Source organism: Methylorubrum sp. SL192 (assembly GCF_026672325.1).
GTDB lineage: Bacteria > Pseudomonadota > Alphaproteobacteria > Rhizobiales > Beijerinckiaceae > Methylobacterium > Methylobacterium extorquens.
In genome coordinates, this window is sequence record NZ_JAPPQV010000003.1 from 2,538,738 (window position 1) to 2,550,840 (window position 12,103).

The 12,103-nt window shown below is 69.6% G+C and carries 11 protein-coding genes; 6 read left to right on the plus strand and 5 right to left on the minus strand.

Annotated features, from left to right (window positions below; all coding sequences use genetic code 11):
- Nucleotides 1–236 precede the first annotated feature (236 nt).
- The 5 genes from topA to OVA30_RS12765 all read right to left on the minus strand — a co-directional run bounded on the left by topA (nucleotide 237) and on the right by OVA30_RS12765 (nucleotide 5,613).
- Nucleotides 237–2,969: a type I DNA topoisomerase gene (gene topA, locus OVA30_RS12745; RefSeq protein WP_268175634.1), complete on the minus strand. Its 2,733-nt coding sequence runs from the start codon at nucleotides 2,967–2,969 to the stop codon at nucleotides 237–239.
- A gap of 148 nt (nucleotides 2,970–3,117) precedes the next feature.
- The gene (locus tag OVA30_RS12750) at nucleotides 3,118–4,065 is read right to left on the minus strand and encodes a molybdopterin-binding protein (protein ID WP_268175635.1); all 948 of its coding nucleotides are present in this window, start codon (nucleotides 4,063–4,065) and stop codon (nucleotides 3,118–3,120) included.
- Entirely contained in the window at nucleotides 4,062–4,934 is an 873-nt protein-coding gene (locus tag OVA30_RS12755; RefSeq protein ID WP_003599340.1) for a cytochrome b/b6 domain-containing protein, read from the minus strand. The genes OVA30_RS12750 and OVA30_RS12755 overlap by 4 nt, the downstream gene beginning before the upstream one ends.
- A gap of 164 nt (nucleotides 4,935–5,098) precedes the next feature.
- A complete protein-coding gene (locus tag OVA30_RS12760) occupies nucleotides 5,099–5,410 on the minus strand; it encodes a hypothetical protein (protein ID WP_003599341.1) in 312 nt (103 codons plus the stop codon).
- Nucleotides 5,407–5,613 carry a hypothetical protein gene (locus tag OVA30_RS12765; protein ID WP_268175636.1) on the minus strand — a complete coding sequence of 69 codons (207 nt, stop codon included), beginning with the start codon at nucleotides 5,611–5,613 and terminating at the stop codon, nucleotides 5,407–5,409. Before OVA30_RS12765 ends, OVA30_RS12760 begins: the two co-directional genes overlap by 4 nt.
- 71 nt (nucleotides 5,614–5,684) lie before the next feature.
- On the opposite strand from OVA30_RS12765, the gene OVA30_RS12770 reads away from it, so the two are divergent.
- From OVA30_RS12770 to OVA30_RS12795, 6 genes are all read left to right on the plus strand, one after another.
- On the plus strand, nucleotides 5,685–6,632 hold the full coding sequence (locus tag OVA30_RS12770) for an aspartate carbamoyltransferase catalytic subunit (RefSeq protein ID WP_012254578.1): 948 nt from the start codon (nucleotides 5,685–5,687) through the stop codon (nucleotides 6,630–6,632).
- 5 nt (nucleotides 6,633–6,637) lie between these two features.
- Nucleotides 6,638–7,942, plus strand: a complete 1,305-nt coding sequence (locus OVA30_RS12775; RefSeq protein WP_268175637.1) for a dihydroorotase — start codon at nucleotides 6,638–6,640, stop codon at nucleotides 7,940–7,942.
- Nucleotides 7,939–8,547 carry a glycerol-3-phosphate 1-O-acyltransferase PlsY gene (plsY, locus tag OVA30_RS12780; protein WP_268175638.1) on the plus strand — a complete coding sequence of 203 codons (609 nt, stop codon included), beginning with the start codon at nucleotides 7,939–7,941 and terminating at the stop codon, nucleotides 8,545–8,547. Before OVA30_RS12775 ends, plsY begins: the two co-directional genes overlap by 4 nt.
- A 31-nt stretch (nucleotides 8,548–8,578) precedes the next feature.
- Nucleotides 8,579–9,772 carry a DNA-processing protein DprA gene (gene dprA, locus OVA30_RS12785; RefSeq protein ID WP_268175639.1) on the plus strand — a complete coding sequence of 398 codons (1,194 nt, stop codon included), beginning with the start codon at nucleotides 8,579–8,581 and terminating at the stop codon, nucleotides 9,770–9,772.
- 323 nt (nucleotides 9,773–10,095) lie between these two features.
- Entirely contained in the window at nucleotides 10,096–10,923 is an 828-nt protein-coding gene (locus OVA30_RS12790; RefSeq protein ID WP_268175640.1) for an SGNH/GDSL hydrolase family protein, read from the plus strand.
- On the plus strand, nucleotides 10,920–12,071 hold the full coding sequence (locus OVA30_RS12795) for a hypothetical protein (RefSeq protein WP_268175641.1): 1,152 nt from the start codon (nucleotides 10,920–10,922) through the stop codon (nucleotides 12,069–12,071). Before OVA30_RS12790 ends, OVA30_RS12795 begins: the two co-directional genes overlap by 4 nt.
- Nucleotides 12,072–12,103 lie beyond the last annotated feature (32 nt).

The following is a 12,103-nucleotide window of genomic DNA, read 5'->3' on the forward strand; positions in this document are numbered from 1 at the left end:
CCACGCCATCATCGCCAAACGAAGCCGAAACGATCCGGCGCGCCGCCTTTCTTTGAGAGGTCGCGTGACTGGATCGCGCGGTCGCTCGCGATGACGGCCGGCTGAACGAACCTACGAGAAGAGAACCGCGCGGCGACGGCGTCTGTGCGCCCTCTCGACCCGAATGAAGCACCGGCCGTCGGCCGGATGTCGGGAAGACCCGACATCCGGAGGAACCGGCCGCTTCCGGCGCGCCCTCAGCCCGCCTTCGTCTTCGCCGCCGCCTTCTTGGCAGCCGCCGGCTTGGCCGCGGCCTTCGTCGCCGTCGCCTTGGCCGCCGGCTTTGCTGCGGCCTTGCGCACGGCCGGCTTCTTCGCCTCGCCGGCCTCCGCCTTCTTCGCCGGCGCGCGGGCGCGGGAAGCCGTCTTGCGGACCGGCTTCTTGCCGCCGCCCGAGGCGCGCTTGGCGTTGACGAGGTCGATCGCCTGCTCCAGCGTCAGGCTCTCGGCGGCCATGGTCTTCGGCAGCGTGGCGTTGACCGAGCCGTCGCTGACATAGGGGCCGTACTTGCCGGCCTTGACCACGAGGGCGGCGCCGTCCGGATGCTGGCCGAGCGTGCGGCCGGGATCGGAGGAGGGGCGACCGCGTCCGCCACCCTGCTCCTTGGCGACGATGAGGTCGATGGCGCGGTTGGCGCCGATCTCCAGCACGTCGTCGTCCTTGCCGAGATTGGCGTAGATCTTCCCGTGCTGCACGTAGGGGCCGAAGCGGCCGAGATTGGCCAGGATCGGCTCGCCGGTCTCCGGATGCTTGGCCACCTCGCGCGGCAGCGACAGCAGGCGTAGCGCGATCTCCAACGTCACGCTGCCCGGCGTCATCCCCTTGGGCAACGAGGAGCGCTTGGGCTTCTCCGCGCCCTTCTCGGCACTCGCCTCGCCGAGCTGCACGAACGGCCCGAAGCGGCCGTCGCGCAGGGTTACGGGCAGGCCGGTGGCCGGATCGTCGCCGAGCACGCGCACGCCGGGCTGGCCGCCCTCGGCCGAGGAGCCGTCACCCTCGCCCTCGACGCCCGAGGCCGAGAGTTGGCGGGTGTACTTGCATTCCGGGTAATTCGAGCAGCCGATGAAGGCGCCGAACTTGCCAAGCTTGAGCGAGAGCTGGCCCGCTCCGCAGGTCGGGCAGGCGCGCGGATCGCCGCCATCCGCCTTCTCGGGGAAGATGTGGGGCCCGAGCAGGCCGTTGAGCGCCTCGAGAACCTCCGCGACGCGCAATTCCTTGGTGCCGCCGATCGCGGCGGAAAAATCGCGCCAGAAATCGCGCAGCACGGAGCGCCAGTCGATCTCGGCATTCGAGACCCGGTCGAGCTGCTCCTCCAGGCTCGCGGTGAAGTCGTACTCGACGTAGCGCTTGAAGAAGCTTTCGAGGAAGCCGGTGACGAGCCGCCCCTTGTCCTCCGGCTGGAGGCGCTTCTTCTCGATGCGGACATATTCGCGATCGCGCAGGGTCTGCAGCACCGCGGCATAGGTCGAGGGCCGGCCGATGCCGAGCTCCTCCATCCGCTTGACCAGGCTGGCCTCGGAGTAGCGCGGCGGCGGCTCGGTGAAGTGCTGGGTCGAGGCGATGCGCTCGCGCTTGAGCGCGTCGCCCGCCTTCATCGCCGGCAGGCGCTTGGCGTCCTCGTCCTCCTCGTCGTCCTTGCCCTCCTGATAGAGTGCGAGGAAGCCGTCGAACTTCACGACCTGACCGGTGGCGCGCAGGTCGATCCGGCGCGGGCCGACATTCGCGCTCACCTCGACGGTGGTGCGCTCCAGCTCGGCCGATTCCATCTGGCTCGCGATGGTGCGGGTCCAGATCAGGTCGTAGAGCTTGGCCTGCTCCGGCTCGAGGTGGCGAGCGACGTGCTTCGGCAACCGGCCCATATCGGTCGGGCGCACGGCCTCGTGGGCCTCCTGCGCGTTCTTGGCCTTGACGGTGTATTTGCGCGGCGCGCCGGGGACGTAAGCGTCGCCGAACTCGCGGCCGATCACCTGGCGCGCGTCCTGGATCGCCTCCGGCGCCATGTCGACGCCGTCGGTTCGCATGTAGGTGATGATGCCGACGGTCTCACCGCCGACATCCACGCCCTCGTAGAGCCGCTGGGCGACGCGCATGGTCTGCGCCGGGGCCATCCCGAGCTTGCGGGACGCCTCCTGCTGCAGGGTGGAGGTGGTGAAGGGCGGCTGCGGATGGCGCTTGGCGGGCTTGGCCTCGATGCTCGCCACCTGGAAGGTCGCGAGTTCGAGGTCGCGCTTGAAGGCGGCGGCCTCCTCGGCGTTGCCGACGTCGAGGCGCTGGATGCGCTTGCCGTCGGCGCCGACGAGCCGGGCCTCGAACACGCCGCCGGCTTCCGTCACCAGCGTCGCGATGATCGACCAATACTCACGCGGCTTGAAGCGCTCGATCTCCATCTCGCGCTCGACCACGAGGCGGAGCGCCACCGACTGCACTCGGCCCGCCGAGCGGGCGCCGGGCAGCTTGCGCCACAGCACCGGCGAGAGGTTGAAGCCGACGAGGTAATCGAGGGCGCGGCGCGCGAGATAGGCATCGACCAAGGCCTGGTCGATCTGGCGCGGCTTCTTCATCGCCGCATCGACCGACGCCTTGGTGATGGCGTTGAAGGTCACCCGCTCGACGGGGATGCCCTTCAGCGCCTTGCGGGCGGTGAGCGCCTCAATGACGTGCCAGGAAATCGCCTCGCCTTCGCGATCCGGGTCGGTCGCGAGGATGAGCTTCTCGGCTCCCTTCACGGCACGGGCGATTTCGGACACGCGCTTGGCGCCGCGATCCTCCACCTCCCAGATCATGGCGAAGTCGGCCTCCGGATCGACCGAGCCGTCCTTGGCCGGCAGATCGCGGATATGGCCGAACGAGGCAAGAACCTCGTAATCGCGCCCCAGGTATTTGTTGATCGTCTTGGCCTTGGCCGGCGACTCGACGACGACGACTTTCATGAACCTCTGCCTCTCGCCAGAGCCTCACCGCAGATACGGTTTTGGGAATGGCGCGGATGCGTACCGGTCGGAGGCCGGCTCTCGCGCCGCGCAGAAGTGGGTGAGCCGCGCGGCGTTGTCAAATCGGGTGAACGCGCCGGACCTGCACTTAAATCCCCGCGTACCACTCGTAGCCGCGGTCCTCCCAGTAGCCGCCCTTGCCGTCGCCGATACCGGTCAGGCCCTCGGTCAGCTCGATCCGCTGGATGTATTTCGCCTGCTTGTAACCGAGCTGACGCTCAACCCGCAGGCGTAGCGGCGCGCCGTTCGAGACCGGCAGCGCCTTGCCGTTCAGGTCGTAGGCGAGGATCGTCTGCGGGTGGTAGGCGTCGGTGAGATCGATGCTCTCGTAATAGCGAACCGGCGTGCCCTGGCTCGCTTCGTCCTCGGCATTCGGTGCCTCCGCGCCTGCGGCCTGCGAATCGCTTGCCTGATTCTCGGCCCCCTCCGGCCGGGTCTCCATGCTGGGATTGGCGGACTTTTCCGGTTCCGCCTCGTCCTCCCCGCCGCTCATGGCGTATTCCATCGTGTCGGCGCAGTGGAACACGACGTAGCGGGCATTCGGCTTCAGGCCGGCCCGCTTGAGCACCTCCGCGAGCGGCACGCCGGTCCACTTGCCGATGGCGCTCCAGCCCTCGACGCAATCGTGCCGGGTCGTCTGGGTGCGGGCGGGCAGGGCCCGCAGATCGGCGAGGCTGAGGTCCTGGGGCCGCTCGACGAGCCCGTCGACGCGGAGCTTGAACCCGTCGAAGCTCTTGGCGGCGAGCGCCTTGTAGGCCCGGTCCGGCGGTTCGATCGTGCCGTTCGGCTTGAACCAGGGCGAGATCTCCGAATCTGGGAATTCCTTGGCGAGCGAGGCTGGCGTCAGCAGCAGGCGCTGCACGAACAGGTTGGCGTCCTCGCCCGCCCTCAGCGCGCGTTGTCCGGTCGGGCTCGCGGCGAAGCGGTCGCAGCCGCCCAGCGCCGAGACGCCGAGCAGGCCGGCCGCCGCCGTGAGGAAACCGCGGCGGTGGGGGCGGGGGATGTGGAGGCGGGGGGTCAAGAGACGAGGTTTCATGGGGTCTCTCCCGGGCCGGCGGGAAGTTTCTGGCGCTCGATCACGAACCAGCCGGTGATCATGCTGCGCATGTTGTTGACCACGCCGGAGAGCAGCACGAGCAGGACGTGGACGATCACGAACAGCACCAGCAGGTTCGTGACGATGAAGTGGATCGTGCGGGCCGATTGCCGGCCGCCGAACAGGTCGGGCAGGGGCACCACTGCGTTGACGCCCGGCGACATCGCGAGCCCGGTCAGCACCATCAGCGGCAGCAGCACCGCCACCACGACGAGGTAGGAGAGCTTCTGCAGCACGTTGTAGCGCTTGGCCTCGTCCCCTTCCGGAAAGTGCAGGGTCAGGTGCTCGCGGATCGAGGAGCCGAACCCACGCAGCTGATCGCCGTCGGGCACGAGGCGCCGCCGCAACTGGCCCGTCCCGATCCCGTAGAGGAGGTAGATCAGCCCGTTGATGACGAAGGCCCAGGCGAACAGGAAGTGCCAGCGCCGGCCGGTGGCGAGATCCTGATGCGCCGGCAGGGTCGCCCAGGCGGGGAAGGCGCGCCCCGCCTGCTGGCCGTTGAGGTTCGACAGGCCGAGCACGCCCGTCGTCTCGAAGGTGTGGCCGGCCACAAAGACGATGCCGCGCGGCGTGCCGTCGTCCCGCTGGTCGTCGGTGATGGCGACGAACGGTTTGTCGAAGGTCGAGGCCGCGCCCCAATAGAGTGCCGGATGGGCGTTGAAGATCTGCAGGCCGCTCATCAGCAGGATGGCGAGGCAGACCACGTTGAGCCAGTGCGCCAGCCGGATCACCAGCGGATGGCGAAACATCCAGCGCCGCCGCACCGTCTCGACGATGTCCGGCCCCGAGAGCGTCGATCCTGCGGCCACGGCGCGGCTGTTCCCTGTTGCAGCAACCGGCGCCGGGAGGATGGACCGTTCGGCGCGGGAAGACTCGGAAGGTTTCGTTCGACACGAAAAAGCCCGCCCGGTTTAACCGGGCGGGCCGAGGATCGCCTAGATGGCGATCCGGTCACAGTCGGGTGACGGGTGGATTACATCCCGCCCGCGCCGGACTCCATGCCGGAGCCGGAATTCATGCGCTTCGAGCGCATCATCTTCTTGTTCTTCATCGGCTTTTTCATTTTCTTGGAGCTGCGCTTCATCGGGCGCTGCTCCTGGCCCATGTCGTCGCCCATGGCGCCCTGCTGCATTTGGCCGCCCATCTGGCCACCCATTTGCCCGCCGGGCTGGCCGCCCATGCCGGGCTCCATGCCGCCCCGCTGCATGCCCTGAGCGTAGGCGCCGGACGAGAGCGCGAGGCCGAGCGAGAGCGCACCGGCGGTCAGGAGAAGTCGCGTATTCATGAGCTACCCTTCGTTTCCGGGTCGGCCAGCGAATACCGGGACAGGCATTCGACGCGCGCAAACCCCAACAGATGTTGGAAAAACGGAAGCGAGACCGGATCGTTCAAATTTTTCTCGATCACAGGCTCGCGATGATCAAGAAAATCTCTCAGCCGCGACCGGGCGAGACCATTTTTCCTCGCGGCGCCGGTCGCGCCAGCCAACCCGACACGCCTGCGCCTTGCCGGGTCCCTCCCGGACACCTATAGCGCGGAGCCGACGCCAGAACCGCCGCATGACCGCTCAGACCGCACCCGCCTTCCCGCACCGGCACCTGCTCGGCATCGAAGGCCTGAGCCGGCCGGACATCGAAGCGCTCCTGGAGCGCGCCGACGCCGCCGTCGCCCTGTCGCGGCAGGTCGAGAAGAAGCGCACCGTCCTGCGGGGCCGCACGCAGATCAATCTGTTCTTCGAGCCCTCGACCCGCACGCAATCCTCGTTCGAACTCGCGGGCAAGCGCCTCGGCGCCGACGTGATGAACATGTCGGTCGCCTCGTCCTCGGTGAAGAAGGGCGAGACGCTGATCGACACGGCCGCGACGCTCAACGCCATGCGGCCCGACATCATCGTGGTGCGCCACCACGCGGCGGGCGCGGTGCATCTGCTCGCCCGCAAGGTCGATTGCGCTGTGGTCAATGCCGGCGACGGCGCCCACGAGCACCCGACCCAGGCGCTGCTCGATGCGCTCACCATCCGCCGCAACAAGGGCGGCATCGAGGGGCTTCAGGTCGCGATCTGCGGCGACGTCCTGCATTCGCGGGTGGCGCGCTCGAACATCATCCTGCTTCAGGCGCTGGGCGCCCGGGTACGGGTGATCGGCCCCTCGACGCTGCTCCCCACCGGCATCGAGCGCTTCGGGGTCGAGGTGTTCACCGACATGCGTGCGGGGCTGAAAGGCTGCGACATCGTGATGATGCTGCGCCTCCAGCGCGAGCGGATGAACGGCTCCTTCGTGCCAAGCGTGAAGGAGTATTTCCGCTATTACGGCCTCGACGGCGACAAGCTGGCGCTGGCCAAGCCCGGTGCGCTGGTGATGCATCCGGGTCCGATGAACCGCGGCGTCGAGATCGCCTCCGACATCGCCGACGGGACGCAGTCGCTGATCCGCGAGCAGGTCGAGATGGGCGTCGCCGTGCGCATGGCCGTGCTGGAAGCGCTGGCGACCCACTTGCCGAACGGGTGACACTCATGAGCGCGCTCGTCCTCTCCAACGCCCATCTCCTCGATCCGGCCAGCGGCCGCGAGGGTCCCGGCGCCGTGCTCGTGCGCGACGGCCGCATCGCCGACATCGCCTGGGGTGCCGCCCCCGACGCGCCGGAAGATTGCAAAACAATCGATTGCGGGGGTCTCACCCTCGCGCCGGGCCTGATCGACCTGCGCGCCTTCGTCGGCGAGCCGGGCGCAGAGCACCGCGAGACCCTGGCCTCGGCGAGCGCCGCCGCGGCGGCAGGCGGCGTGACGACCCTGGTCTGCATGCCCGACACCAACCCCGTCATCGACGGACCGGCCATCGTCGATTTCGTGCTGCGCCGCGCCCGCGACACCGCCAGCGTCAACGTCCTGCCGGCCGCCGCCATCACCAAGGGTTTGGCCGGCCGGGAGATGACCGAATTCGGCCTGCTGGCGGAAGCCGGCGCGGTCGCCTTCACCGACGGGCTCAAGGCCGTCACCAACGCGCAGGTGATGCGCCGCGCGCTGACCTACGCCCGCGATTTCGGCGCGCTGCTGATGCAGCATGTCGAGGAGCCGGACCTCGTCGGCGAGGGCGTGATGAACGAGGGCGAGATGGCCTCCCGCCTCGGCCTGATCGGCATCCCCCGCGAGGCCGAGACGGTGATGTTGGAGCGCGACATCCGCCTCGTGCGCCTCACCGGCGCGCGCTACCACGCGGCGATGATCTCTTGCGCCGATTCCGTCGAGATCGTGCGGCGGGCCAAGGAGGCGGGACTGCCCGTCACCTGCGGCGTCTCGGTCAACAACCTCGTGCTCAACGAGGGCGACATCGGCCACTACCGCACCTTCTGCAAGCTCTCGCCGCCCTTGCGCCGCGAGGACGACCGGCAGGCGGTGATCGCCGCGCTGAATGAAGGCGTGATCGACGTCATCGTCTCCGACCACAATCCGCAGGACGTCGAGACCAAGCGCCTGCCGTTCGCCGAAGCCGCGGACGGCGCGCTCGGCATCGAGACCCTGCTCGGCGCGAGCCTTCGCCTGCTCCATACCGGCGACGTCACGCTGGGAACGCTGCTGAAGGCCCTCTCGGCCAACCCCGCCACGCTGCTCGGCCGCGAGGCGGGCCGCCTGGAGAAGGGCGCTCCCGCCGACCTCGTGCTGATCGACCCCGATCTGCCCTACCTGCTCGACAAGCGGCAGCTGAAGTCGCGCTCCAAGAACTCGCCCTTCGACGAGGCCCGGCTCCAGGGCGCCGCGGTGCTGACGCTGGTGGGCGGCCGCATCGTCCACCGCTCCGACCTCTCGGCCCTGGCCGCATGACCACGCTTCTCGCGGCCGGCTGGCCAGTCCTCATCACCGCGCTCGTCCTCGGCTATGCCTGCGGCGCGATCCCCTTCGGGCTGATCCTCACGAAGTTCGCCGGTCTCGGCGACGTGCGGGCGATCGGCTCGGGCAATATCGGCGCGACCAACGTGCTGCGAACCGGCCGCAAAGGCCTGGCTGCCGCGACGCTGCTCTGCGACGCGCTCAAGGGCACACTGCCGGTGCTGGCCGCGAGCCACTGGGGCGAGGGGCCGGCGCTCGCCGCCGGGCTCGGCGCCTTCCTCGGCCATCTCTTCCCACTCTGGCTCGGCTTCAAGGGCGGCAAGGGCGTGGCGACCTTCATCGGCGTGTTGCTGGCGCTGAGCCCGGTGACGCTGGCCGCTTTCGCCGCGATCTGGCTCGGGCTCGCCTTTGCCCTGAAATACTCGTCGCTTGCCGCGCTCGCGGCGTCGGCCGCCACGCCCCTCATCCTGTGGGCGCTGGGACACGGAGCGGTTGCAGCGCTCTTCCTCGTGCTCGCAGCTTTGCTATGGTGGAAGCACGCGCCCAACATCCGCCGACTCGCCGCCGGCACCGAGGGGCGGATCGGGAAGAAGGGGTGAGCGCCGCCCCCTCCCGGACGGAGGGGGACCGATGCAGCTCACCGACGCGCAACGTCTCGATTGGCTGCGCCTGATCCGCACCGACGGCATCGGCCCGCGCACCTTCCGCGGCCTGATCAACCGCTTCGGCAGCGCGTCGGCCGCGCTCGATGCCCTGCCGGACCTGACGAAGCGGGCGGGCAAACGCGCCGTACCGCCCTCCGCGACGGAGGCCGAGCGCGAGATGGCGGCGGCCGCCCGCCTCGGCATCCGCTTCCTCGCCATGGGCGAGGCGGCCTACCCGAAGGCGCTGCACGCCACCGACACCGCGCCACCGTTGATCGCCGTTCGCGGTGATCCAGCCGCGCTTCTCAAGCCTTCGGTGGCCATCGTCGGCTCGCGCAACGCCTCGACCGCCGGCCTCGCCTTCACCGAGCGGCTCGCCCGCGGCTTCGGCGAAGCCGGTCTCGTCGTCGTCTCAGGCCTTGCCCGCGGCATCGATGCCCGCGCCCATAAGGCCACGCTCATCAGCGGCACCGTCGCGGTCCTCGCGGGTGGGCAGGACCGGATCTATCCGGAGAACCATGCCGACCTCGTCGAGGAGATCGTGGGGGCGGGTGGGGCGGTGGTCGCCGAGATGCCGATGGGCTGGGTGCCGCGCGGGCGCGACTTTCCCCGCCGCAACCGCATCATCTCCGGCCTCAGCCTCGGCACCGTCATCGTGGAGGCCGCGCGCCGCTCCGGCTCGCTCATCACCGCCCGCTTCGCGCTGGAGCAGGGCCGGGAGGTCTTCGCGGTGCCCGGCTCGCCGCTCGATCCGCGGGCGGAGGGCACCAACGACCTGATCCGCCAGGGCGCGACGCTGGTCTCGGAGGTCGAGCACGTCTTGTCGGTGCTAGATCCGCTGATCGCCGGCGACGTGCCGCAGGCGGACGGCCTGAACGACCGCTCCGAGAGCTGGAGCACGCCCGATTACTGGGACGAGATCGATTTCGACGGACGAGCCGAGATCGCGCCGCCGCTGCTTCCCGCCGCGGCGGAGCCGATCGAGGCTCCCCCCGAGCCCCGGGACGACCGCGCGCGGCTGATCGCATGCTTGAGCCCGACTCCGGTCGGAACCGACGAACTGGCCCGCTCCACCGGCCTACCGGTTCGGATCGTGCAGACGACGCTGCTCGAACTCGAACTCGACGGCCGGATCGAGCGGCACGGCAGTGGGACGGTCTCCCTGGTTTCGCGGGCGTGACGCGGCCGATCCGGCGAGGAAAGGCCCATGACGCCGGGGCAGGACGGCGCCGTTACCGCGCTCGATCGCGGCCCCCGAACTTCATGCCGGCGTCGAACGGGCGGCGTCCATGACCGACAAATCTTTGATCCGAGTCTCGCCCTTAAGACTCCATCAAACACTGCGCATTGCGGCTGTGGCGAATCACGATTATTGGGCCGTAATCCGGCCTCGGTTCGGTTAGAAGGGTCGATATCAGTCATTCCGCGAAGCCCCCCGGTCGAGGTGGCCCGCGGGCGGGGGCTCGAACGGTGGTACGGCTTCTTCCTCAGGCTCGGAAGCGGATGGTCCCGACGGGACGTCCGCGGCGGCTTGTCGGCGCGACGGCGCTGATGCTGGCCCTCACCCTCTCCTCGACCGCGGTGCTCGCCTACGCCGACCTGCTGCCGCAACACCTCGATCTCGGCTTCGACCTCGATCTCGGCCTGTTCGAGGATGCGGCCCCGGCCGGCCTTCCGCACGTCGCCCAGAAGATCGCGCTGGGCGGGCCGCTGAGCATCGTCGCCTTCGGCTCCTCCTCGACGGAAGGGATCGGCGCCTCGACGCCCGCCGCCGCCTATCCCGCCCGCCTCGAAGCGGGTCTGCGGCGCGCCCTGCCGCATCTCGGCAGCAAGATCACGGTCGCCAACCGCGGCATCGGCGGCGAGGCGGTGGACGAGATGCTGGCCCGGCTCGACCGGGACGTGATCGCGCCCCGGCCCGATCTCGTGATCTGGCAGACCGGCAGCAACGACGCCCTGCGCGGCATCTCCCTCGATCATTTCCGCGAGGCGACCGAGGCGGCGCTGGAGCGTATCCGCGCGGCGGGGATCGACGTGGTTCTGATGGAGCCGCAATGGTGCCCGACGCTCGACGCTACGCCCGGCGCCGACCGGTTCCGCGACGCGGTGCGCACCCTCGGCGCCGATCTCGGCGTCCCGGTGATCCGCCGCTCAGACCTGATGCGCGATTGGATCGGACAGGGGCGGCTGACCCGCACCGAATTGTTCGCCAGCGACGGCCTGCACATGGCCGATGGCGGCTACGCCCTGCTCGCCGAGGCCGCGCAGGACACGGTGCTCGACGGCGCCGAGGCGGCACCGGTCGCGCTCGCCGAGGCGGGGACGGATTGAGGCCATCATCCGGGGCGGCCTACGTCGCCCGCTGTGTCGCGCTCGGCCTTCTGCTCGCGGCAGCGCCCGCCGGGGCGGTCGATCTGCGCCTGCTGCCCGAAAACCCGCGCTATGCCCGCAACCCGACCTGCGCCGACGTCACCGTCGTGGCGCCGGCGCGCCGGCCCGGCACGCATCCGCTCGACGATCGGATCAGCCCCAACCCGGCCCTGTCGCCGATGAGCCAGGGCGACAGCGCGATCTGCTTTGCCTACGCCACCGCCGACATGATCTCGCAGCGCGTCGGCGTTACCGTCTCGGCGCTGGATGTTGCCACCCGCTACTACTTCGCCGACCCGGCCGGCCTCGAACGCGGCCGGGACCGTGCCTTGCGGAACTATCTGCGCCGGCATCCCGACCTCGCGGAAGAGATCGCCGAGAGCCGCAACGACACCGAGGCGAGCCGCGAGCGCAACCCCGGCCGCAAGCCATATTTCGACAAGCTGGAGGACGGGCAGGAGGAGGCGGCGACCCTTCTCTACAACCTCGGCGGCCTGTGCACGGACCGGGACCTGCCCTCCTTCGACGGCTACGGCCAGCACGCGCGCACCTTTGGAGCCCTGCGCTGGCGCAGCCGCGTCGCGGCCCCGAAGATCTCGTGGCGCAGCCTCGGCGGGACGGTGCCGCGGCTTCGCGATCCGGCGACCGACGCCTTCAATGCCGGCTGGATCGCCCATGTCGAGCGGCGCTGCCGTCGCAAGCCCCTGCCGGTGCCGCTGATCCCGGTCTCGGAGTCGATTGCCGACAACCAGCTCGACTTCATGGACAAGGCCGCCCGCAGCGAGCCCGGCCTCAAGGCCGGCACCGACCGGCTGATGGCGATGATCGACTACGCCCTCGACCGGGGCCGCCTGCCGGTGGTGGGTTATTCCTGGTACGTGCTGGAAGAGCGCCTGCCGAAGGAGCCGGACATCGCCGCCGACCATTCGAGCCCGATCCTCGCCCGGCGCAAGGCGGGCGGGCGCTGCCAGTACCACCTGCAGGACAATACCGGCGAGTACTGCGCCCGGATGCGGCCGGGCATCGCCGAGCGCTGCGACCTCGGCCGGGTCTGGCTCGACGAGGACGAGCTGCGCGCCTCGCTCTACAGCGTGATCTATCTGCGCTAGGCTCCTGTTTTTGCATCGTCTTTTTCCGAAAG